A 23,045-nucleotide genomic window follows, 5' to 3' on the forward strand; every position below is an offset into this window, starting at 1 on the left:
AGGCCCGCGCCGACCGGTTGTGCCGGTGGGTGTGGTGGCTGGCCTTCTGGTGACCATTCCTGGTCCGGTCCCCCGTGTTGGTTGGGGGGTTCGGGCGGGTGTTGGTGCGTTGTTTGAGAACTGTACAGTGGACGCGAGCATCTTTGATCTTTTGTGGCAAGTTTTTAAGAGCATTCGGTGGATGCCTTGGCACCAGGAGCCGAAGAAGGACGTTGTAGCCTGCGATAAGCCTCGGGGAGCTGGCAAACGAGCTGTGATCCGAGGGTGTCCGAATGGGGAAACCCGGCCAGAGTCATGTCTGGTTACCCGCGCCTGAATATATAGGGCGTGTGGGGGGAACGTGGGGAAGTGAAACATCTCAGTACCCACAGGAAGAGATATTCCGTGAGTAGTGGCGAGCGAAAGCGGATGAGGCTAAACCGGGGGTGTGTGATAGCCGGCGGGCGTTGCACCTTCGGGGTCGTGGGACCTGCTTACCGTCTCTGCCGGGGCGGTGTGGAGTGAGAAAGTCGTGGTGTAGTCGAACGGTCTGGGAAGGCCGGGCGTAGTGGGTGAGACCCCCGTAGACGAAACATCGCGGCCTCCTTGGAGGTATCCCGAGTAGCACGGGGCCCGTGAAATCCCGTGTGAATCTGCCAAGACCACTTGGTAAGCCTAAATACTACCTGGTGACCGATAGCGGACTAGTACCGTGAGGGAAAGGTGAAAAGTACCCCGGGAGGGGAGTGAAATAGTACCTGAAACCGGATGCTTACAATCCGTCGGAGCCTCCATGGTTGGGGTGACGGCGTGCCTTTTGAAGAATGAGCCTGCGAGTTAGTGGCATGTGGCGAGGTTAACCCGTGTGGGGAAGCCGTAGCGAAAGCGAGTCCGAATAGGGCGTCTTTAGTCGCGTGCTCTAGACCCGAAGCGGAGTGATCTACCCATGGGCAGGTTGAAGCGCGGGTAAGACCGCGTGGAGGACCGAACCCACTTAGGTTGAAAACTGAGGGGATGACCTGTGGGTAGGGGTGAAAGGCCAATCAAACTCCGTGATAGCTGGTTCTCCCCGAAATGCATTTAGGTGCAGCGTCATGTGTTTCTTGCCGGAGGTAGAGCTACTGGATGGCCGATGGGCCCTACAAGGTTACTGACGTCAACCAAACTCCGAATGCCGGTAAGTGAGAGCATGGCAGTGAGACTGCGGGGGATAAGCTTCGTAGTCGAGAGGGAAACAGCCCAGACCACCAGCTAAGGCCCCCAAGCGTGTGCTAAGTGGGAAAGGATGTGGAGTTGCACAGACAACCAGGAGGTTGGCTTAGAAGCAGCCACCCTTGAAAGAGTGCGTAATAGCTCACTGGTCAAGTGATTCTGCGCCGACAATGTAGCGGGGCTCAAGCACACCGCCGAAGCTGTGGCATTCACGCATACCCCAGCACCTACTTGATGGGTGTTCAGGGGCGTGGATGGGTAGGGGAGCGTCGTGTGGGAGGTGAAGCTGCGGGGTGACCCAGTGGTGGATCCCACACGAGTGAGAATGCAGGCATGAGTAGCGAATGACGGGTGAGAAACCCGTCCGCCGAATGACCAAGGGTTCCAGGGCCAGGCTAATCCGCCCTGGGTAAGTCGGGACCTAAGGCGAGGCCGACAGGCGTAGTCGATGGACAACGGGTTGATATTCCCGTACCGGCGAAGGACCGACCATACCGAGCCCGGTGATGCTGACCACCCAAACTTGTCTTCTGGCCTTCGGGCCGGGCGGCGAGGGCGCGTGGGACCCGATCCGGTAGTAGGTAAGCGTGTTAACAGGGGTGACGCAGACAGGTAGCCACCGCGTGCTTAATGGCAATGCACGTCTAAGGATGCAGGGCGGGGTGCAGGCAAATCCGCACCCCATATGAGCCTCAGATCCGATAGTGACCCCGTAGGGGGGAAGTAGGGTGATCCTATGCTGCCTAGAAAAGCCTCGACGCGAGGGACTAGCCGCCCGTACCCTAAACCGACTCAGGTGGTCAGGTAGAGTATACCAAGGCGATCGAGAGAATCGTGGTTAAGGAACTCGGCAAAATGCCCCCGTAACTTCGGGAGAAGGGGGGCCTGAGGGGTGAAGCCACTTGCTGGCTAGCCTTTGAGGGCCGCAGAGACCAGGGAGAAGCGACTGTTTACTAAAAACACAGGTCCGTGCGAAGTCGCAAGACGATGTATACGGACTGACGCCTGCCCGGTGCTGGAAGGTTAAGAGGACGGGTCAGCCGCAAGGCGAAGCTCAGAATTTAAGCCCCAGTAAACGGCGGTGGTAACTATAACCATCCTAAGGTAGCGAAATTCCTTGTCGGGTAAGTTCCGACCTGCACGAATGGCGTAACGACTTCTCCGCTGTCTCAACCGCGAACTCGGCGAAATTGCACTACGAGTAAAGATGCTCGTTACGCGCAGCAGGACGGAAAGACCCCGGGACCTTTACTATAGCTTGGTATTGGTGTTCGGTACGGCTTGTGTAGGATAGGTGGGAGACTGTGAAGCATTCACGCCAGTGAGTGTGGAGTCATCGTTGAAATACCACTCTGGTCGTACTGCACATCTAACCTCGGTCCGTGATCCGGACCAGGGACAGTGCCTGGTGGGTAGTTTAACTGGGGCGGTTGCCTCCTAAAATGTAACGGAGGCGCTCAAAGGTTCCCTCAGCCTGGTTGGCAATCAGGTGTCGAGTGCAAGTGCACAAGGGAGCTTGACTGTGAGACTGACAGGTCGAGCAGGGACGAAAGTCGGAACTAGTGATCCGGCGGTGGCTTGTGGAAGCGCCGTCGCTCAACGGATAAAAGGTACCCCGGGGATAACAGGCTGATCTTGCCCAAGAGTCCATATCGACGGCATGGTTTGGCACCTCGATGTCGGCTCGTCGCATCCTGGGGCTGGAGTAGGTCCCAAGGGTTGGGCTGTTCGCCCATTAAAGCGGTACGCGAGCTGGGTTTAGAACGTCGTGAGACAGTTCGGTCCCTATCCGCTGCGCGCGCAGGAAACTTGAGAAGGGCTGTCCCTAGTACGAGAGGACCGGGACGGACGAACCTCTGGTGTGCCAGTTGTTCCGCCAGGAGCACGGCTGGTTGGCTACGTTCGGGAGGGATAACCGCTGAAAGCATCTAAGCGGGAAGCCTGCTTCAAGATGAGGTTTCCACCAGGCTTGTCCTGGGAAGGCCCCCAGCAGACCACTGGGTTGATAGGCCGGATGTGGAAGCGAGGACTAACGACTCGTGAAGCTGACCGGTACTAATTGGCCGACAACTTGCCACAACACAAAGCATCAAACAGCTGCTTGCGTCCACTGTACGGTTCCCGGGTAACGCACCCCGGCACCCCACCCACCACACCCCCACACGGGGGCCAGCTGGTGGTCACGGGGTGACGGAACGGTTGCGACAACTCGACAGAGTTACGGCGGTCATAGCGAGGGGGAAACGCCCGGTCCCATTCCGAACCCGGAAGCTAAGCCCCTCAGCGCCGATGGTACTGCACGGGAGACTGTGTGGGAGAGTAGGACACCGCCGAACACCCATTCCAAGGAGGCCGCAACTTTATGTTGCGGCCTCCTTGGCGTTTATGCAGGACAACGGCACATCAGGAATAGAGGCAATCATGGCGACCGAGGACAACGAGCGCGATAAGGGTTCGTCGCCGCGGCGCGGTGGCGGTAAGCGGCCGTATTCGGGTGCCAGCCGTTCGGACGGTGCGGGTGGAAATGACGCCGGCCGTAGCTCCGGCAGGGGAGAAGGACCCAGCACCGGATCGTCCCGTGAGGGCGGGTACCAGGGGCGCCGCGAAGGCTCCGGTCCCCGTGAGGGTGGGTACCAGGACCGTCGCGAGGGCGGCTACCGCAGTTCTGCTCCCCGCGAGGGTGGGTACCAGGGGCGCCGTGAGGGTGCCGGTTCGCGTGAGGGCGGTTACCAGGGGCGCCGTGAGGGTGCCGGCCCGCGTGAGGGCGGTTACCAGGGTCGCCGTGAGGGTGCCGGCCCGCGTGAGGGCGGTTACCAGGGTCGCAGTGAGGGCTCCGGCCCGCGTGAGGGTGGTTACCAGGGTCGCCGTGAGGGCTCGGGCCCGCGCGAGGGTGGTTACCAGGGTCGCCGTGAGGGCTCCGGTCCCCGTGAGGGTGGGTACCAGGACCGTCGCGAGGGCGGCTACCGCAGTTCTGCTCCCCGCGAGGGTGGGTACCAGGGTCGCCGTGAGGGCTCCGGTCCCCGTGAGGGTGGGTACCAGGACCGTCGCGAGGGCGGCTACCGCAGTTCTGCTCCCCGCGAGGGTGGGTACCAGGGTCGCCGTGAGGGCTCGGGCCCGCGCGAGGGTGGATACCAGGGGCGCCGTGAGGGCTCCGGTCCCCGTGAGGGTGGGTACCAGGACCGTCGTGAGGGCGGCTACCGCAGTTCTGCTCCCCGCGAGGGTGGGTACCAGGGTCGCCGTGAGGGCTCGGGCCCGCGCGAGGGCGGTTACCAGGACCGTCGTGAGGGCGGCTACCGCAGTTCTGCTCCCCGCGAGGGTGGGTACCAGGGTCGCCGTGAGGGCTCGGGCCCGCGCGAGGGTGGATACCAGGACCGTCGTGAGGGCGGCTACCGCGGCTCTGCTCCCCGCGAGGGTGGATACCAGGACCGTCGCGAGGGCGGCTACCGCAGTTCTGCTCCCCGCGAGGGTAGCTACCAGGGGCGCCGTGAGGGTGCCGGTTCGCGCGAGGGTGGATACCAGGGCCGCCGTGAGGGTGCCGGTCCCCGCGAGGGTGGATACCAGGGCCGCCGCGAGAGCGGTGACCGAGGACGCCCGGCAGGAGACCGAGCCGACGGCCGTCCGTTCCGGGACGGTCCTCAGGACTCAGCGCGTCGCGACCCGCGGCCGGACCGACCTGCGGAGCCGCACATCCCGGACGACGTCATTCCGCAGATGATGGACCGCACGGCGCGCACGCGCCTGCGAACTCTCGGCAAGACCAATGCCGAGCTCGTCGCGAGGCACCTCGTCATGGCGGGTCGTCTCCTCGACACCGATCCGGAGACCGCGTACGAGCACGCCCAGGCGGCGGCTCGCCGCGCCGGACGCGTTGACATCGTGCGGGAAGGCGTGGCGGTGACCGCTTATGCCACTGCCCGTTACGCGGAGGCTTTGAGGGAGCTTCGGACCGTGCGAAGGCTTTCCGGTATCGACGCTCATCGGCCGATGGAAGCCGACTGCGAGCGAGGGCTCGGGCGACCGGAGCGGGCGCTGGCCATCGTCGCGGAGACGGATGTCAGCAAGCTCACCGAGGACGACCGTGTCGAGCTGGCGATCGTGGCGAGCGGCGCACGCGCTGACCTCGGCGAGCACGAAGCGGCACTCATGGTGCTCGAGTCGGCGCTTGTCGAGCGTGTGGCGGACCCTGCCCTCCGGAGTCGTCTCGCGCTCGTGCGGGCGGAGCGCCTCGACGAGCTCGGCCGAATGGAGGAGGCGCAGGTTCTGCGTGCCGAGGTCGGTCCGGAGCCGATCGAGGAGGAAGAGATCGTGGTCCACGACCTCGCGGACTCCGATGAGGACGAGACGCACGCTGACGACGAGGACGGCGAGACTGCCGGCTCGGAGCCGGAGCTGGAGCCCGAGTCGGCTGCGGAGCCCGAGCCGGAGCCGGAGCCGGAGCCGGAGTCGGAGCCGGAGTCGGAGCCGGAGCCGGAGCCGGAGGTGGAGCCGGAGCCGGAGTCGGAGTCGGAGTCGGAGCCGGAGGTGGAGCCTGAGCCCGAGTCGGATGCGGCGCCGGACTCCGAGCTGGAGCCGGCTGTCGCCCAGGGCGACGACACGACCGAGGACTTCGAGCAGGGGGCGCTCGATCTCGGGACCGGGATCGACGAGGAGGAGCGCCGATGACCGAGTCCACGGGGCTGCTCGCGAGCACGCGCGCTCTTGCCGAGGAGTACGACCTCGCCCTCATGGACCTCGACGGCGTCTGCTACCGGGGGGCCGAGCCGGTCGAGCACGCGGACGAGGGGGTGGCGTCCGCACGGGACCTCGGCATGCGGATGCTCTTCGTCACCAACAATGCCAACCGGCCGCCCCAGACGGTCGCCGACCAGCTCAGCTCCCTCGGGATCCCCACCGAGCCCGAGGAGGTCATGACGTCCTCACAGGCGGCAGCGGCCGTCCTGGCGCAGGACCTCCCGGCGGGCGCGCTCGTACTCGCCGTCGGCGGGGCGGGGCTGCGCTCCGCCCTCCTCGAGGCGGGACTCCGGGTGACGGACACCGCAGCGGACGACCCCGTCGCCGTCGCGCAGGGGTTCGCGCCCGAGGTCGGGTGGGCAGAGCTGACCGAGGCGGCCTATGCCATCGCGGCCGGTGCGCGCTACGTCGCCACCAACCTCGACTCCACCCTGCCCACGGAGCGGGGTTTCGCCGTGGGCAACGGCTCCCTCGTCGCAGCGGTCGTCAACGCGACCGGGGTGACGCCGCTGTCCGCCGGCAAGCCGGAAGCCGAGATCTTCCACCAGGCCGTGGCGCGCGCGGGTGGGACCCGCCCGCTCGCCGTCGGCGACCGGCTCAACACCGACCTGGCCGGGGCTCGCGCGGCGGGCATCCCCGGGCTCCACGTCCTGACGGGGGTGAGCGACGCCCGTTCGGTGGTCCTCGCCGAGCCCCACGAGCGGCCGAGCTTCCTCGCCGTCGACCTTCGCGGCCTCGCCGAGCCCCACCCAGCACCCCACCGCGACCCCCAGGGGTGGTGGCGGTGCGGCGCGGCGGCGGCCCGGGTCGCCGGCTCCGAGCCGCACCTCGAGCTGCGGGTGGGCGACCGGACGCTGGACCTGGACTCCGACGCCGAGCCGGTGACGGTCTCCCTCGACGCCTGGCGCTGCCTCACCGCGGCAGCTTGGGACGCTGCGGACGGCGGCACGGTACTCACACCGGAGCGGGTGCCCGTGCTGGAGGTCGTCTCGCCGCGATAGCCTGACCGGTGCCTGAAGGACCCGGAGAGGAGACGACGATGGACGTGACCCCCGCCGACCTCCCCGCGGCCCGTCCGGTGGCCGCCGACCCCCTCGAGAGGCTGAGCGAGATCGACGAGCTCCCCCTCGCGGACCAGGTCGCCGTCTTCGACGCCATCCACTCGCACCTCTCGGCGCGGCTGAGAAGCGCCGAGAGCTGACGTGGCGCGCCGCGTACGCATCGACGCCGAGCTGGTCCGACGAGGTCTGGCCCGATCGCGCCAGCACGCCGCCGAGCTCCTCGCGGCCGGTCACGTCCGGCTCGACCGCGAGGTCGTCACCAAGCCCGCCCGGCAGGTCGATCCGGCCCAGGCCCTGCTCGTCGACGTGCCGGACGCCCAGGACTACGTCTCACGCGGTGCCCACAAGCTGGCCGGGGCCCTCGACGCGCTCGGGGCCGACGCGCCGGTCGTCGACGGTCGCCGGTGCCTCGATGCCGGGGCCTCCACCGGCGGGTTCACCGACGTGCTGCTGCGCCGCGGCGCCGCCCACGTCGTCGCCGTCGATGTCGGCTACGGCCAGCTCGCGTGGTCGCTGCAGACCGACGAGCGGGTGAGCGTGCTGGACCGCACCAACGTGCGGACCCTCACGCCGGAGGCGGTCGCGCCGGCGCCGCAGCTCGTCGTGGGCGACATGTCGTTCATCTCTCTCACCCTCGTCCTGCCTGCCCTGGCGGGGGCGGCCGCCCCGGACGCGGACTTCCTCCTCATGGTCAAGCCGCAGTTCGAGGTGGGCAAGGACCGGCTCGGCTCGGGCGGGGTGGTGCGCGACCCCGCCCTGCACGTGGAGTCGGTCCTCACCGTCGCGGCCGCCGCGGCCGAGGTCGGCCTCGACACGTGGGCCGTGGTCCCCAGCCCGCTGCCCGGTCCGTCCGGCAACGTCGAGTACTTTCTGGCGATGCGCCGCGACCACCCCCGGGCCCTGAGCGGACAGGCCCTGGCCGACGCCGCAGCCGAGGCGGTCCGCACCGGGCCGGCCGGGGCCGGCGGGACACCCGGAGCCGACCGGACCACGCCGCCCGGAGCCGACCGGACCACGCCGCCCGCTGCCGGCGGGACCACGCCGCCCGCTGAACCGCTCGACCCCCCCACCCCCGAGCAGGAGAGCCCATGAGCCGCCGCATCCTCGTCGTGTGCCACGAGGGGCGCCACGACGCCGTCCGCGCGGCGGACCGCGTCAGCGACGACCTGCGCGAGCACGGGATCGAGACCGTCCGCAACGGCAGCGCCGAGGGGGTCGAGCTCGTCGTCGTCCTGGGCGGCGACGGCACGATCCTGCGGGCGGCCGAGGAAGCACGCAACCACGACGTCCCTGTCCTCGGGGTCAACCTGGGCCACGTGGGGTTCCTCGCCGAGGCCGAGCCCGAGGCGCTGCCCGAGGTGGTGGCGCGCATCGTCGCGCGCGACTACTCGGTCGAGGAGCGGATGACGCTCGACGTCCAGGTCACGACCCCGGACGGGCGGGTCCAGCGCAGCTGGGCGGTCAACGAGGCCGCGGTGGAGAAGGGGGAGCGGGCCCGCATGGTCGTCGCCACGATCGGGGTGGACGGCCGGGGGCTGTCCTCCTTCGGCTGCGACGCCATCATCCTGGCCACCCCCACCGGCTCGACCGCCTACGCCTTCTCGGGCGGGGGACCGGTGGTCTGGCCCGACGTCGAGGCGCTGCTGCTGGTCCCCATCGCCGCCCACGCGCTGTTCACCCGCCCCATGGTCGTGGGACCGAGCTCGGTCCTCGAGGTCGAGATCCTCCCCTACGAGGAGACCCACGCCGTGGTGTGGTGCGACGGCCGGCGTCTCCTCGACGCCCCCTCGGGCTCGCGCATCGAGGTGCGCCGCGGCGAGCGTCCCGTCCGCCTCGCGCGCCTGACCGAGGCACCGTTCTCGGGCCGGCTCGTCGCCAAGTTCAACCTGCCGGTCAAGGGGTGGCGCAACCTGCGGGAGGTGCCGTGATCGAGCAGGTCCGCATCGAGAACCTCGGGGTGATCGCCTCCGCGGAGCTCGACCTCGCCCCGACCTTCACCGTCATCACCGGGGAGACCGGGGCGGGCAAGACCATGGTCCTCACCAGCCTGGACCTGCTGCTCGGCGGCCGCGCCGACCCCGCCCTCGTGCGCACCGGCACCGACCGCGCCGTCGTCGAGGGCACCTTCACCGTCGCCCCCGACGGCGTGGCCGCCGGCCGGGCGGAGGAGGCAGGCGCCGAGCTCGACGACGGCGCCCTCATCGTCGCCCGTACCGTGCCGGCGGGCGGGAGGTCCCGGGCCCACCTCGGCGGCCGGACCGTGCCCCAGGGCGTCCTGGCCGAGATCGGCGAGCAGCTCGTCACCGTCCACGGGCAGTCGCAGCAGCTGCGCCTGCGCGCCCCGGCGCAGCAGCGTGCCGCGCTCGACGCGTTCGGCGGCGCGGACCACGCGGCCCTCCTCGACACCTTCCGCCGGGCCTGGGCCGACCTCGTCGCGGTCCGCGCCGAGCTCGCCGAGTGGGAGCGCTCGGCCGGCGCCCGCGCCGAGGAGATCGCGCGCCTGCGGGCCGGGCTCGACCAGGTCGACGCCCTCGCCCCCCTGCCGGGCGAGGACGTCGCGCTGCGCGAGGAGGCCCAGCGGCTCGGCCACGTCGAGGAGCTGCGCACCGCGACCGGACGCGCCCACCAGGCGCTCACCGGGGCCGACGACAGTGCCCCGGGCGGGGTCGACGCCGCCGCCCTGCTGGAGGAGGCCCGGCGCAGCCTCGAGCACGGCGCCGCGGACGACCCGGCCCTGGGCGACTGGGCCGCCCGCCTGGCCGAGGCCGCCTACCTCGTCTCCGACGTCGCCACCGAGCTCGCGTCCTACCTCACGTCCCTCGACGCCGACCCCGCCCGGCTCGCCGTCGTCCACGAGCGGCGCGCCGCCCTGGCCGAGGCGACCCGGCTGCACGGTCCCGACGTCGACGCGCTCCTGGCCTGGGCGGACCAGGCCCGTGAGCGGCTCGCCTACCTCGACGGCCCCGAGGACACCGGGGAGCGGCTGCGCGAGCGCCTCGCGGCGGCGGAGCGCGCCACCGGGGCGGCGTCGGCCGCGCTGACCGACTCCCGGCGCGCCGTGGCGAAGCACCTCGCCCGGTCGGTCGACGCCGAGCTGGCGGGCCTGGCGATGAAGGGCGCCCACCTCACCGCGCGCCTCAGCGCGCTGCCCGAGCCCGGTCCGCACGGCGGCGAGGACGTCGAGCTGCTGCTCGCCGCCCACCCCGGCGCCCCCGCGCGCCCCCTGGGGCAGGGTGCCTCCGGCGGTGAGCTCTCCCGCGTCATGCTGGCCATCGAGGTGGCGCTGGCCACCGCCGCGCCCGCCGAGGAGGCCACCGACCCGAGGACCTTCGTCTTCGACGAGGTCGACGCCGGGGTGGGTGGCCGGGCCGCCGTCGAGGTCGGCCGGCGGCTGGCCCTGCTGGCCCGCAGCTCCCAGGTGGTGGTCGTCACCCACCTGGCGCAGGTGGCCGCGTTCGCCGACCGCCACCTCGTGGTGAGCAAGGACACAGAAGGCGGCGCCGTGGTGACCGCCACCGACGTCAGCAGCGTCGAAGGCCCCGACCGGGTGCGGGAGCTGGCCCGGATGCTCTCGGGTCAGGAGGACTCCGAGACCGCCCTGCGGCACGCCGCTGAGCTCCTGGAGCGGGCGACCGTGGCACCATGAGCCGGTGAGTCCACACTTCCGACGTCGCCGCCAGCAGGCCGACACCGGCCCTGGCACGACCGGGCCGGCGCGCGTGGACGCCCGCACGAAGAACCTCACCAAGCGTCTGCGTCCGGGCGAGATCGCCGTCATCGACCACGAGGACCTCGACCGGGTCTCGGCCGAGGCGCTCGTCGCGTGCCGGCCGGCCGCCGTGCTCAACGCCGCCCGCTCGACCTCCGGCCGCTACCCCAACCTCGGTCCGGGCATCCTCGTCGAGGCGGGCATCCCGCTGGTCGACGACCTGGGCTCGGCGGTCATGGCGGTCAAGGAGGGTCAGGTCCTCACCGTCGACGGCGACGAGGTCCGCGCCGGCGACGTCCTCGTCGCCGAGGGCACGGCCCAGGACGCCGACACGGTCGAGGCCGCCCAGGCCCAGGCCCGCGAGGGGCTGTCGGTCCAGCTCGAGGCGTTCGCGACCAACACCATGGACTACGTCCGCAAGGAGCGCGACCTGCTCCTGGACGGGGTGGGCGTGCCGGTCGTGCGCACCCGGTTCGAGGGACGGCACGTCCTCATCGTCGTGCGGGGCTACCACTACAAGGAAGACCTGGCGATGCTGCGGCCCTACATCCGCGAGTACCGCCCCCTCCTCATCGGGGTCGACGGCGGCGCGGACGCGCTCATCGAGGCCGGCCACTCCCCGGACATGATCGTCGGCGACATGGACTCCGTCTCCGACAAGGCCCTGCGGTCCGGCGCCGAGATCGTCATCCACGCCTACCGGGACGGCCGGGCCCCGGGGCAGCGACGCGTCGAGGACCTCGGTGTCGAGCATGTCGTGTTCCCCGCGACCGGCACGAGCGAGGACATCGCCATGCTGCTCGCGGACGACTCCGGCGCCGAGCTCATCGTCGCCGTCGGCACCCACGACACCCTCATCGAGTTCCTCGACAAGGGTCGCTCCGGCATGGCCTCGACCTTCCTCACCCGGCTGCGCGTGGGCAGCAAGCTCATCGACGCCAAGGGGGTCTCGCAGCTGTACCGGACGCGGATCTCCTCCTGGCAGCTGGTGCTGCTGGCCGTGGTCGGCCTGCTCGCCCTGTTCGTCGCCCTCGCCGCCACCAACGTCGGCCAGACCATCTTCGGGCTGTCCGGGGCGTGGTTCGACGACCTGGTGAACTTCTTCCGGTCGCTCGTGGGCATCGCTCCGGAACCGACCACCTGACCCGCTGGAGACACGCTTCGATGATCGACTTCCGCTACCACATCGTCTCCCTCATCGCGGTGTTCCTGGCCCTCTCGGTCGGCATCGTCCTGGGTGCGGGTCCGCTGCGCGACTCCATCGGCGACACCCTCACGGGCCAGGTCCAGGACCTGCGCGAGGACCGCGACCAGCTGCGCGTCTCGCTGGAGACCGCCGAGCGGGACGTCACGGAGCGGACGACCTACCTCGAGGAGTCCGCGCCGGTCCTGCTCGAGAACACCCTCACCGACCGCCGGGTCACGGTGGTGACGCTGCCCGGGACCGTCACCGAGGACGTCGAGGAGCTTCGTGACCGTCTCGCGCGGGCCGGGGCCGAGGTGGTCGGCGAGGTCGCCGTCACCGAGGCGTGGACCGACGCCGACACGCTCTCCTTCCGCCAGACCTTCGCCGGTCAGCTGCTGGGCTACATGGACGACGCCCCGGCCGAGGACGCCGGTGCCGAGGCCATCTTCGGCGCCGCCCTCGCCCAGGCGCTGACCGGGACGGGCGAGGAGCTCTCCGAGGACGCCGCCACCCTGGTCGACCTCCTCACCTCCGCCGAGGCGCCGCTCATCACCCTCACCGAGGAGCCCGCCGTGCCCGCCCACGCCACCGTGCTGGTCGGCCCCCGGCCCGCCGAGCTGCCCACGGAGGAGGAGGACCCCGAGGAGGTCGAGGCCGCCGCCGAGACCCTGGCCGGGCACGTGCGCCTGGCCGAGGCCCTCGCGCAGGCCGCTCCGTCGGTCACCGTGGGTGCCGCCGTCTCGGACCGCGACCTCGTGACCGCCGTGCGCGACGACGAGGCGGCTGCGGGTGCCGCGACCACCGTCGACTCCGTCGGCGAGGTCACCGCCGCCATCTCCGCGCCCCTGGCGCTCGCCGTGTCGATCTCCGGCGCGGTCGACGCCTACGGGTTCGGGCTCGGGGCCGAGGTTCCCGTCCCGCCGCGGGTCGAGCTGCCCCTCCTCGCCCCGGACGTCACCCCTGCCGAGCCGTCGCAGGACGGCACCGCCGGGGTGGAGGAGACCACCGCCGGGCAGGAGACCACCGCCGGGGAGGAGACCTCCGCCCCCGCGGAGGACGCCACGGCCGACGGGGAGGACGGGGCGGCGTGAGCCTGGCCCGGGACGTGCTCGCCCCCGCCCTGCTCGGGGCCGGCGCGACCGCGGCGGCGGCCACGGTCCTGCGGTCCCGCCCACCCGGCGGGCCGGGGCGGTGGGAGCGGCGCAACTTCGCCGGCCGGGACGTGAGCCTTCTCGGCGGGGCCGCCGTCGGGGCCGGGGCGGTGGCAGCACCGCTCGCCGCTGCCCTGGTCACGCGCGAGCCCGCGGTCGCCCGGACCCTCGCCGCCGCCGCGCTCGCGGCCGGTGCCGGGGCGGGCATGGGCCTGGTCGACGACCTCGGCGAGGGCCCCGCGGACGCGGCCCGGGCCAAGGGGCTGCGGGGGCACCTCGGGGCGCTCGCCCGCGGGCAGGTCACCACCGGGTCCCTGAAGATCGCCGGCATCGGCGCCGGGGCGCTCCTCGCCGCCGCCCTGGTCACGCCCGGGCGCGGGACGAGCCGGCTCACCGGGACCCTCGCCGGCGCCGCCCTCGTCGCGGGGACGGCGAACCTGCACAACCTCTTCGACCTGCGTCCGGGCCGGTCGCTCAAGGTCGCCGCCGCCCTGGCCGCGCCGATGCTCCTCGCCGCCGCCCCCACCGCGGCGATCGGGGCCTGCACCCTCGGCGTCGTCGGCGCCGCCCTGCCGGCCGACCTGGCCGAGCGCACCATGCTCGGCGACACCGGTGCGAACGCCGTCGGCGCGCTCGTCGGCACCGCCCTGGCCGCGCACCCCTCCCGGGTCCTGCGCGGGAGCGCCCTGGTCGCGGTCGTGGCGCTGACGCTGGCGAGCGAGCGGGTCAGCTTCTCCGCGGTCATCGACTCCACGCCGGCGCTGCACCGGCTGGACGACCTGGGCCGCCGCGCCCCGCAGCGGTGAGACGCCTCCTCGGCGGCGCCCTCGGCGCGGCCGGCCTCATCTCGCTCATCACGCTCCTCTCCCGCGGGGTGGGCTTCGTCCGGTGGCTCGTGCAGTCCTGGACCCTAGGCTCCTCCGCCACCTCCCAGGCCTACGAGACCGCCAACACCGTCCCGAACGTCCTGTTCGAGGTCGCCGCGGGCGGCGCACTCGCCGGGGCCGTCGTGCCGCTGCTCGCCGTCCCGCTCGCCCGGCACCTGCGCGACGACGTCGACCGCACCGCCTCGGCCCTGCTGACGTGGACCCTCGTGGTGCTCGTGCCGCTCGCGGGCGTGCTGGCGGCGCTCGCCGGGCCGATCGCCGGCCTCTTCGACGCCGGCGACGCGGAGATCACGAGACTCACCGCCACGATGCTGCGGATCTTCGCGCTCCAGGTCCCGCTGTACGGCGTCGGCGTCATCCTCTCCGGGGTCCTGCAGGCCCAGAAGCGGTTCTTCTGGCCGGCGTTCGCGCCCCTGCTCTCCTCCCTCGTCGTCATCGGTGCGTACCTGGCGTTCGGGGCGCTCGCCCAGGGCGCGCAGGACCGGCCCGCCGACCTGCCCGGGGCGGCCGTCGCGTGGCTCGCCTGGGGCACCACGGCCGGCGTGGCCGCCATGAGCATGTCCCAGCTCGTCCCCGTCGTCCGCTCGGGGGTGCGGCTGCGCCCGCGCACCGGCTTCCCCCCCGGGGTGGCGCGGCGGGCCCTGACCCTGGCCGGGGCGGGGCTGGGGGCGCTCCTGGCCCAGCAGGTCAGTGTCGTCGTGGTCCTCTACCTCGCCACCACCGCGGGGGAGACGGGCACGATCACGGTCTACCGCTACGCCCAGGCCGTGTACTTCCTGCCCTACGCCGTCCTCGCGGTGCCGCTGGCCACAGCCGTCTTCCCGCGCCTGTCCGAGCGCGCCGGCACGGGGGACCGGACCGGTTTCGCGGCGCTGGCCGCCGGCTCCACCCGGCTGGTGCTCGCTGGCGGGCTGGTCGGGCTCGCGGTGCTCGTCGCCGTCGCGCCGGCCGCGACCGCCGTGTTCTCCGCCGCGGACGACATGCCCGGGATGACCGCGGCCATCACCTGGTTCGCTCCGGGCGTCGTGGGCTACGCCCTCGTCTTCCACCTCTCCCGGGCGCTGTACGCCCTCGACCGCGCCCGCGCCGCCGTCGTCGCCACGGCCGCGGGCTGGGCGGCCGTGTCGCTGGCGTCCTGGGCGGGGGTGCGCCTGCTCGTACCCGACGGCGGCGACGGGCCGGCCACCCTCACGGTCCTGGCGGCCGCGTCGTCCCTCGGGATGACCCTCGCCGGGGTCCTGCTCCTCCTGGCGCTGCGGAGCGCCGGCGGCGCGGGCGCGCTGGCAGGCACGGTGCGCACGGTCGTCGTCGCGGGCGTCGGGGCGGCTGCGGGGGCGGCCGGGGGACGACTCGTCGTCGACGCCCTGCTCACCGGCGACGGCGGACCGCTCGCCGGTGCCGGCGCCGCCGTCGTCGGCGCCGTGGTGGCGACGGCCGTGACCGCCGTCGCCGTCCTGGCCGGGGACCGCGGCACCGTGCGCGGGGCGGGCCTGGGCCGGTCCGGCGGCGCGGCGTAGCCCCCGCTGGGATACTGGCGCGGACCGGACACGAGGGGGAGACCATGCGGGTGCTGCAGGTGACGGGCTCGAGCGCGGGCGGCGTGGCCCGGCACGCCCGGGAGATCAGCAGCCTCCTCGCCGCCGGCGCCCGGCCGCTGGGCACCCTGCCCGGCCCCGGCGAGCAGGAGGTCCGGGTGCTCCTCGCCGGGCCCGCGGACGTCCTCGCCCCGCTCGCCGACGACGGCACCCGGGGGGCGCGGGCCGTGCGCACCCGCGAGGTGGAGATCGCCGACCGCCCGCGCGCCCAGGACCTCGCCGCCGTCGCGGCCCTGCGCCGCCTCGCCGCGGACGCGGACGTCGTCCACGCCCACGGGCTGCGGGCCGGCGCGCTGACCGTCCTGGCCATGCGCGCCCTGAGCCCGCGCCCGCGGCTGGTCGTGACGGTCCACAACCTGCCCGTCGGCGGACCGCGCGTCCGGGCCGTCGCCGCCGCGCTCGAACGTCTCGTCGCCCGCGGAGCGGACGTCGTGCTCGGCGTGAGCGGCGACCTCGTCCAGCGCATGCGCGACCGCGGCGCCCGGCAGGTGGAGCGGGCCCTCGTCCCCGCACCGGCGCGGGTCGCCACCGGCGACGTCGACGCAGCCGAGCTGCGCTCCTCCCTCGGCCTCGCCGAGGGGGAGCGTCTGGTCCTCACCGTCGCCCGCCTCGCGCCGCAGAAGGGCCTGGACCTGCTCGTCGACGCCGCGGCCCTCCTCGACGGCCGCCCCTCCGACGGCGGCCCTCCGGACGGCGGACGCGGCCGGCACGCCGCGGGCACCCACTCCTGGCGCTGGGTGGTCGTCGGCGACGGGCCGCTTCGCGCCCGGCTGACCGACCGGGTCCGCGACGCCGGTCTTCCGGTGATCCTGGCCGGACGCCGTGAGGACGTCCCCGAGCTCCTCGCCGCCGCCGACGTCGTCGTCTCCACCGCCACCTGGGAGGGGCAGCCGATCGCCGTCCAGGAGGCGCTGCGGGCCGGCGCGCCGGTCGTGGCCACCGACGTCGGCGGGACCCGGGAGGTCACCGGCGACGCGGCGGTGCTCGTCCCCGCGGGCGACGCCGCGGCGCTCGCCGCCGGGGTCGCGGAGGTCCTGGCCGACCCCGCCCGGGCCCGGGCGCTGCGGGCCGCCGCGCGTGACCGGGCGGCCGCCCTGCCCGGGCCGGCGGAGGTCCGGGCGCAGCTCCTGCGCGTCTACACCTCCTGAGGGGCCCGCTCCCGACGCGCGGCGCGCCGGTGACGGGCGGCACGCCGCCGGACCGGGTGCGTGGGGCGCGGGGCTGCTAGTGTCGAAGTCCGTGGTGAACCATTCCGCCCGGCTCCCCGGGAACCAGTCCAGCACCCCCCGCCAGATCTTCGTCACGGGCGGGGTCGTCAGCTCGCTGGGCAAGGGGCTCACCGCCTCGAGCCTGGGCCAGCTCCTCCGCTCCCGCGGCCTGCGCGTGGTCATGCAGAAGCTCGACCCGTACATCAACGTCGACCCCGGCACGATGAACCCGTTCCAGCACGGGGAGGTCTTCGTCACCGACGACGGCACCGAGACCGACCTCGACATCGGCCACTACGAGCGCTTCCTCGACGTCGAGCTCTCCGGCAAGGCCAACGCGACGACCGGGCAGGTCTACTCCACCGTCATCGCCAAGGAGCGGCGCGGGGAGTACCTCGGCGACACCGTCCAGGTCATCCCGCACATCACCGACGAGATCAAGGCGCGGATGCGCGCCCAGGCCGACCCGGTCGACGGCGAGGAGCCGCCGGACGTCATCATCACCGAGATCGGCGGCACGGTCGGCGACATCGAGTCCCTGCCCTTCCTCGAGGCGGCCCGTCAGGTCCGTCAGGAGCTCGGGCGGGACAACGTCTTCTTCCTCCACGTCTCGCTCGTGCCCTACATCGCCGCGAGCGGTGAGCTCAAGACCAAGCCCACCCAGCACTCCGTGGCCGAGCTGCGCTCGATCGGCATCCAGCCCGACGCCATCGTGTGCCGCTCCGACCGCGACCTGCCCGAGGGCGTCAAGGTCAAGATCGCCGCGATGTGCGACGTCGACCGCGAGGCCGTCGTCACCTGCCCCGACGCGTCGAGCATCTACGAGATCCCGGCGGTCCTGCACCGCGAGGGCATCGACGCCTACGTCGTCCGGCGGCTCGGCCTGAGCTTCCGCGACGTCGACTGGACCGAGTGGGACCGGCTCCTCGAGCGGGTCCGCCACCCCACCGAGACCGTCGAGGTCGCTCTCGTCGGGAAGTACATCGACCTGCCCGACGCCTACCTCTCGGTGACCGAGGCGCTGCGTGCCGGCGGCTTCCACCACCGCGCCCGCGTGCAGATCCGCTGGGTTGCCTCCGACCTCTGCGAGACCCCCGAGGGCGCCCGCCGGGCGCTCGCCGGGGTCGACGCCGTCCTCGTCCCCGGCGGGTTCGGCGTGCGGGGGATCGACGGCAAGGTCGGCGCCCTGCGCCACGCCCGCGAGCAGCAGATCCCCACCCTCGGCATCTGCCTGGGCCTGCAGTGCATGGTCATCGAGGCCGCCCGCAACCTCCTCGGCCTGGACCGGGCGAGCTCGACCGAGTTCGACCCCGCCACGCCCGACCCGGTGGTCGCCACGATGGAGGAGCAGCTCGCCATCGTCGGCGGCGAGGGCGACCTCGGCGGCACGATGCGCCTGGGCCGCTACGAGGCGGTCCTCGAGCCCGGCTCCCTGGCCGCCGAGGTCTACGGCGCCCAGCGCGTCAGCGAGCGGCACCGCCACCGCTACGAGGTCAACAACACCTACCGGGACGCGCTCGACGGGGCCGGACTGAAGATCTCCGGCCGCTCGCCCGACTCCTCGCTGGTGGAGTTCGTCGAGCTCGACCGGACCAAGCACCCGTACTACGTCGCCACCCAGGCGCACCCCGAGTTCAAGTCCCGGCCCACCCGCGCCCACCCCCTCTTCGCCGGCCTCGTCGGTGCGGCGCTCGAGCGTCAGCGCGCCGGCCGGCTCCTCGAGGTCGAGACCCCCGAGGACGACGGCGCGACCCCCGCCCACGACGAGCCCGGGGTGCTCACACCGGCGGGCGAGGAGCTGTGAGCGTCGAGGACGTCAAGGACACCGGGCGCGAGGTCCTGCGGCGCACCCGGCTCCACGACGGCCGCGTCTTCGACCTCGTCGGCGAGGAGGTCCGTCTGGGCCCCGCGGACCCCGGCGGCGTCCTGCGCGAGTTCGTCGACCACCCCGGCGCGGTGGCCGTCGTCGCCCTGCGCGGGGACGCCGGCGCCGAGGAGGTGCTGCTCGTCCACCAGTACCGCCACCCCGTACGAGCCCTGCTCTGGGAGATCCCCGCCGGGCTGCTCGACGTCGACGGCGAGGACCACCGCGAGGCGGCCGCCCGTGAGCTGTACGAGGAGGCCGACCTCCGCGCCGAGCGGTGGGACGTGCTGGTCGACTACTTCACCTCGCCCGGCGGCTCGAGCGAGTCCTTGCGCATCTACCTCGCCCGCGACCTCACCGAGGTGCCCGACCACGAGCAGCACGAGCGGGAGGACGAGGAGCGCGACATGCCCAAGGCATGGGTGCCGCTGAGCGAGGCCGTCGCCGCCGTCCACGAGGGCCGCCTGCACAACCCGTCCGCGGTCGTGGGGATCCTCGCCGCCGACAGCGCCCGCACGCGCGGCTGGGCACCGCTGCGCGCGGTGACGGACCCGTGGATGCGTTGATGAGCGCCACCGAGGCCGCACCGCCGCGGCGCGGCGAGACCGAGGAGGAACTGTGAGAGTCGCACTGCCCGTCACCGGCACCGGACACCTCGACCCGCGGTGGGGCCGGGCCCACCTCATCGCCGTCGCCACCGTCGCCGGCGGCGCGGTCACCGACTGGCACGAGCACGAGGTCTCCTGGGACCACCTGCACGACGAGGGCGGCGAGGGTGCGCACCACGCGCGGGTGGCCCGGTTCCTCCGCGAGCAGCAGGTGGAGGCCGTCGTCGCGAACCACATGGGGCCGGGCATGACCCGCATGCTCACGACCATGGGCCTACCGACGGTCCTGGGAGCCGAGGGGGACGCCCGGATCGCCCTCGAGGCCGCGCTGGCGGAGCTCGGCGCCTCGGCCTGAGAACGGCCGGTCTCCCGGCGGGACCCGCGTCGTCACCGGCGTCGGGGGTCACGTACGCCCACGTGGGCCCCGTCACCGCCCTAGGCTCGTGCCACGGCGCGCTCGGGTCACTCCCGAGGCGCGACCGGGACGGGAAGGGCCGATGAGGGCGTCGCTGCGCACGGTCACGGTGGTCTCGGCCGCCGCACGGGTGGTGCTCGCCGGCGGCCTGGCGTTCGCCGACGTTCTCGACGCCCCGGCCCGGTGGTCACCGGCGCTGCTGTCCCGACCGGCCCGGCGCCAACCCACAACGAGCCCGCCGCCGAGGTCCCGGGCAGCACCGAGGACGTGCCGTCGGGCCGCTCCGCTGTGGAGCTACCGACCGGCGACCCGGATCCGCGACCGTCCGAGGTCCCGGTCCGCCGGGGGAACGCCCCCGACGAACGCGGCGGCGACGCCCCGGGCCCCCGAGGCGAGGACCGCACGGAGCACCCCTGACGAGCGGCCCCCGCCATCGCGAACGCGTACCTGCGCGCGAGCGCCGCGCCGGAGGTCGTCGAGGCGTGCCGGGCGGCGAACGGCACGAACAGATCCCTCGCGAGCTGGCGAGGGCGACTGGTCTCGGCCGTCGCCCACGAGTTCCGCGGCCGCACGTTCGGGCCGGACGAGGAGCACGTCGTCACCGACGTCGTCCGCAGCCGCTGCTGAGCGGCGGCCTGCCCACTGCTCAGCGCACGGCGGCCGGGACGGCCTCGCGGGAGTACATCGCCGAGCAGAGCGACGTCGTGGCCACGACCACCAGTGCCGCGCCGAGCATGTGCAGGCCGACGAGCACCTCGGGCAGGCCGGTGAAGTGCTGGACGTAGCCGATGACGCCCTCCGCGGCGACGGTGGCGAGCAGCCACGTCCAGGCGCGGCGCGCCGGGCCGAGCTCGGGCCGGTCACCCGCACGGTTCAGCAGGACGCCGCCACCTACCGCGACCCCGACGAACAGCCACACCATCCCGGAGTGGAGCCGGGTGACGAGGTAGGGGTCCAGCGCGAGCCGGGACGGCTCGTCGGCGTCCCCCGAGTGCGGGCCGGCACCGGTGACGACGGTGCCGAGGCTGACGACGGCGGCGGCGAGCACTGCCAGGGCCAGGGGCCACAACCGCAGCGCCGGCGGGGCGAGGGCCACGGCGGGCGCGTCGGCCGAGCGCAGCCGCACGAGCAGGTAGGTCGACAGCGCCACGAGGGCCAGCGAGATGAGCATGTGCGAGCCGACGACGGCCGGGTGCAGGTCCACCCACACGGTGATCCCGCCGACGACCGCCTGCAGGGCGATCCCGGCCAGCGGCCACCACGCGAGGCGGCGCACCGCCGGCCGCGAGGCCGTGGGCTCGCGGCGGTACACCGCCCACAGCAGCGCCACGGCGATGACCGAGAGCACGCCGGTGAGCGTGCGGTTGCCGAACTCGATGTAGGGGTGGATCGAGGTCGCCTCGTGGAAGACGGGGGTGAACGACCCTGGCTCGCACAGGGGCCACTGCGAGCAGCCCAGGCCGGAGCCGGTCAGCCGGACCGCGCCGCCGGTGACGATGATCCCCACCTGGGCGAGGAGGTTGGCCACCGCCAGCCCCCAGGTGAGGCGGTCCACCCGCGCGTCGCGGGCGTCGCGCCCGGGCCGGGGGGAGGTGCGGCGGGTGGCGTCGGTCGCGGAGCTCACGGCACCAGGGTACGGCGGCGCCGGGTCAGTCCCACCGGAACCACCGCGCCGCCAGCGTGCCCCCGACGACCGCCCAGAGGCCGAGCACGGCCACGGCACCGAGGTCGAGCGTGCCGGCGGTGGCAAGGGTGCGCAGCCCCTCACCGAGCGCACCGGAGGGCAGCACGGCGACGACGGCGGGCAGCGGCCCGGGCAGCGCGCCGAGCGGGGTGAGCAGCCCCCCGCCGGCCGCCATGAGCACCCACAGGAGGTTGGCGACGGCGAGTACCGCCTCGGGCCGCAGCGTCCCGCCGACGAGCATCGCCAGCGCCACGAACGCGGCCGACCCGAGCGCGAGCAGCAGCGCCGTCCCGGCGACCGCACCCGGGTCGAGGCCCGGGCGCCAGCCCAGCACGACCGCGGTGAGCGCGAGGACGAGGACCTGCACCGCCAGGACGGCCAGCACCGCGCCGAGCTTGCCCGCCAGCAGCCCGCGCGGACCGAGCGGGGTGGTGGCCAGCATCCGCATGACGCCCCACCGCCGGTCGAAGGCCACCGCGATCGCCTGGGAGGTGAACGCCGTGGAGGCCACGGCCAGGGCGAGCGCACCGGCGAGGGCGGCCGGGTGCCGGGTCTCGCCCGGCAGGGCCACGACCTCGGTACCGACGAGCAGGACGAGGGCGATGACGGGCATGACGAAGGTGAGCAGGAGCTGCTCGCCGTTGCGCAGCACGGCCGCGGTCTCGAACCGCATCTGGGCGAGGGCGCGTCGGGCGGCGAGCCGGCGCCCGGAGCCTCCATGGCGCGAGCGCCGGTTCGTGGGCTCCCGCACGGGCGCGCTCGGGGTGCTCATCGGTCCTCCTCCCGCAGCCGGCGACCGGTCAGGTCGAGGAAGGTGTCCTCGAGGGTGCGCCGGTGCACCGTGACCCCGGCGGCGCCCAGGCCGGCCGCGACCAGCGCCGCCGTGACGGCGGAGAGGGCGCCCGCGTCCAGCGGCCCAGCGACGGACACCCGGACCAGGCCCGCAGCGACGGCCACCTCCACCCCCGGAAGGGCCTCCAGCGCGCCGCGCACGTCCTCGGGCGCCGTGCCCGGCGGCGGGCTCACCACCACCTGGGAGCCGCCGGTCAGCTCGGCCGGCGTGCCCTCGGCGATGACGCGCCCGTCGTCGATGACGACGACGTGGTCGGCCAGCTCCTCGGCCTCGGTCATGAGGTGGGTGGTCAGGACGATCGAGGTGCCGGCGGCGCGGAGCTCGCGCAGCAGGTCCCACACGGCCAGTCGTGACTGGGGGTCCAGGCCGGCGGACGGCTCGTCGAGGAAGACCAGCTCGGGCCGTCCCGCCACGGCGACGGCGAGGGCGAGGCGCTGGCGCTGACCACCGGACAGACGCCGCACGGGGGTCCCGCGGACGTCGGTCAGGCCGAGCCGGGCGAGCAGGCCGCCGGTGTCGACCGGGTCGGTGTGGAGGGCTGCGACGTGGTCCAGGACCGCGCCGGCGCGCGGGGCCATCGGCAGGCCGCCGTCCTGGAGCATGACGCCCACCCGCTCGCGCAGCCGGGCGGCCGCCCCGGGCGCGGCCCGGTCGAGCCCCAGGACCTCCACGGTGCCGCCGTCGGGACGGCGCAGCCCCTCGCAGCACTCCACCGTGGTGGTCTTGCCCGCACCGTTGGGGCCCAGGACGGCGGTGATGCGCCCGGCGGCGGCGGTGAGGTCGAGGTCGCGCACGACCTCGCGCGGGCCGTACGCCTTGCGCAGGCCACGCACCCGCAGGGCGGCGGCGGGCGGGGCGGGGGAGCCCACGCCCGCCGGTGGGCCGCTCGGGCCCGCCAGTGG

The 23,045-nt window shown here is 73.1% G+C and carries 17 protein-coding genes and 2 rRNA genes; 16 read left to right on the forward strand and 3 right to left on the reverse strand.

The genetic code is table 11. The annotated features are described in order from the left end of the window. Positions 1-154 precede the first annotated feature (154 nt). The 16 genes from EDD32_RS12325 to EDD32_RS12395 all read left to right on the forward strand — a co-directional run bounded on the left by EDD32_RS12325 (position 155) and on the right by EDD32_RS12395 (position 19,546). Positions 155-3,270 (forward strand): 23S ribosomal RNA (locus tag EDD32_RS12325). Positions 3,271-3,410: 140 nt separating this feature from the next. After that, positions 3,411-3,527 (forward strand): 5S ribosomal RNA (rrf, locus tag EDD32_RS12330). Between the two features lie 1,375 nt (positions 3,528-4,902). Then, positions 4,903-5,853: a hypothetical protein gene (locus EDD32_RS18845; RefSeq protein ID WP_211338810.1), complete on the forward strand. Its 951-nt coding sequence runs from the start codon at positions 4,903-4,905 to the stop codon at positions 5,851-5,853. After that, positions 5,850-6,923, forward strand: a complete 1,074-nt coding sequence (locus EDD32_RS12340; protein WP_123917899.1) for an HAD-IIA family hydrolase — start codon at positions 5,850-5,852, stop codon at positions 6,921-6,923. The genes EDD32_RS18845 and EDD32_RS12340 overlap by 4 nt, the downstream gene beginning before the upstream one ends. 38 nt (positions 6,924-6,961) lie before the next feature. Further along, positions 6,962-7,123 carry a hypothetical protein gene (locus EDD32_RS18850; RefSeq protein WP_170175279.1) on the forward strand — a complete coding sequence of 54 codons (162 nt, stop codon included), beginning with the start codon at positions 6,962-6,964 and terminating at the stop codon, positions 7,121-7,123. 1 nt (position 7,124) lies between these two features. Beyond that, entirely contained in the window at positions 7,125-8,075 is a 951-nt protein-coding gene (locus EDD32_RS12345; protein WP_123917901.1) for a TlyA family RNA methyltransferase, read from the forward strand. Next, a complete protein-coding gene (locus EDD32_RS12350) occupies positions 8,072-8,911 on the forward strand; it encodes an NAD kinase (protein WP_123917903.1) in 840 nt (279 codons plus the stop codon). Before EDD32_RS12345 ends, EDD32_RS12350 begins: the two co-directional genes overlap by 4 nt. Next, complete coding sequence (gene recN / locus EDD32_RS12355) at positions 8,908-10,629, forward strand: DNA repair protein RecN (protein WP_123917905.1); 1,722 nt, start codon at positions 8,908-8,910, stop codon at positions 10,627-10,629. Before EDD32_RS12350 ends, recN begins: the two co-directional genes overlap by 4 nt. A 4-nt stretch (positions 10,630-10,633) precedes the next feature. After that, a complete protein-coding gene (gene steA / locus EDD32_RS12360) occupies positions 10,634-11,836 on the forward strand; it encodes a putative cytokinetic ring protein SteA (protein WP_123917907.1) in 1,203 nt (400 codons plus the stop codon). A 20-nt stretch (positions 11,837-11,856) separates the two neighbouring features. Beyond that, positions 11,857-12,969 carry a copper transporter gene (locus EDD32_RS12365; protein WP_123917909.1) on the forward strand — a complete coding sequence of 371 codons (1,113 nt, stop codon included), beginning with the start codon at positions 11,857-11,859 and terminating at the stop codon, positions 12,967-12,969. Continuing rightward, positions 12,966-13,835: a hypothetical protein gene (locus tag EDD32_RS12370; RefSeq protein ID WP_123917911.1), complete on the forward strand. Its 870-nt coding sequence runs from the start codon at positions 12,966-12,968 to the stop codon at positions 13,833-13,835. The genes EDD32_RS12365 and EDD32_RS12370 overlap by 4 nt, the downstream gene beginning before the upstream one ends. Next, entirely contained in the window at positions 13,832-15,433 is a 1,602-nt protein-coding gene (gene murJ, locus EDD32_RS12375) for a murein biosynthesis integral membrane protein MurJ (RefSeq protein WP_123917913.1), read from the forward strand. Before EDD32_RS12370 ends, murJ begins: the two co-directional genes overlap by 4 nt. Before the next feature lie 44 nt (positions 15,434-15,477). Continuing rightward, positions 15,478-16,659, forward strand: a complete 1,182-nt coding sequence (locus tag EDD32_RS12380; RefSeq protein WP_123917915.1) for a glycosyltransferase — start codon at positions 15,478-15,480, stop codon at positions 16,657-16,659. Positions 16,660-16,750: 91 nt separating this feature from the next. Further along, entirely contained in the window at positions 16,751-18,523 is a 1,773-nt protein-coding gene (locus EDD32_RS12385) for a CTP synthase (protein ID WP_123917917.1), read from the forward strand. Next, positions 18,520-19,149 (forward strand): NUDIX domain-containing protein, encoded by a 630-nt coding sequence (locus EDD32_RS12390; RefSeq protein ID WP_123917919.1) that lies wholly within the window; start codon positions 18,520-18,522, stop codon positions 19,147-19,149. The genes EDD32_RS12385 and EDD32_RS12390 overlap by 4 nt, the downstream gene beginning before the upstream one ends. 52 nt (positions 19,150-19,201) lie before the next feature. Beyond that, entirely contained in the window at positions 19,202-19,546 is a 345-nt protein-coding gene (locus EDD32_RS12395; RefSeq protein WP_123917921.1) for a NifB/NifX family molybdenum-iron cluster-binding protein, read from the forward strand. 706 nt (positions 19,547-20,252) lie between these two features. On the opposite strand, the gene EDD32_RS12400 is transcribed toward EDD32_RS12395, so the two are convergent. From EDD32_RS12400 to EDD32_RS12410, 3 genes are read right to left on the reverse strand one after another with little or no spacing between them, the layout of a single operon-like run. Then, positions 20,253-21,230, reverse strand: coding sequence for a COX15/CtaA family protein (locus EDD32_RS12400; protein ID WP_123917923.1), 978 nt, complete (start codon positions 21,228-21,230; stop codon positions 20,253-20,255). A gap of 25 nt (positions 21,231-21,255) precedes the next feature. Further along, entirely contained in the window at positions 21,256-22,062 is an 807-nt protein-coding gene (locus EDD32_RS12405; protein WP_123917925.1) for an ABC transporter permease, read from the reverse strand. Further along, positions 22,059-23,042: an ABC transporter ATP-binding protein gene (locus EDD32_RS12410; protein WP_447926012.1), complete on the reverse strand. Its 984-nt coding sequence runs from the start codon at positions 23,040-23,042 to the stop codon at positions 22,059-22,061. The genes EDD32_RS12405 and EDD32_RS12410 overlap by 4 nt, the downstream gene beginning before the upstream one ends. Between the last annotated feature and the right edge of the window lie 3 nt (positions 23,043-23,045).

The organism is Georgenia muralis (assembly GCF_003814705.1).
In the GTDB taxonomy this organism is placed as follows: domain Bacteria; phylum Actinomycetota; class Actinomycetes; order Actinomycetales; family Actinomycetaceae; genus Georgenia; species Georgenia muralis.

Bases quoted from the DNA above. Each gene is read 5' to 3' on its own strand.
- EDD32_RS18845 (WP_211338810.1), top strand. From the start codon at position 4,903: ATGATGGACCGCACGGCGCGCACGCGCCTGCGAACTCTCGGCAAGACC.
- EDD32_RS12340 (WP_123917899.1), top strand. From the start codon at position 5,850: ATGACCGAGTCCACGGGGCTGCTCGCGAGCACGCGCGCTCTTGCCGAG.
- EDD32_RS18850 (WP_170175279.1), top strand. From the start codon at position 6,962: ATGGACGTGACCCCCGCCGACCTCCCCGCGGCCCGTCCGGTGGCCGCC.
- EDD32_RS12350 (WP_123917903.1), top strand. From the start codon at position 8,072: ATGAGCCGCCGCATCCTCGTCGTGTGCCACGAGGGGCGCCACGACGCC.
- EDD32_RS12365 (WP_123917909.1), top strand. From the start codon at position 11,857: ATGATCGACTTCCGCTACCACATCGTCTCCCTCATCGCGGTGTTCCTG.
- EDD32_RS12380 (WP_123917915.1), top strand. From the start codon at position 15,478: ATGCGGGTGCTGCAGGTGACGGGCTCGAGCGCGGGCGGCGTGGCCCGG.
- EDD32_RS12405 (WP_123917925.1), bottom strand. From the start codon at position 22,062: ATGAGCACCCCGAGCGCGCCCGTGCGGGAGCCCACGAACCGGCGCTCG.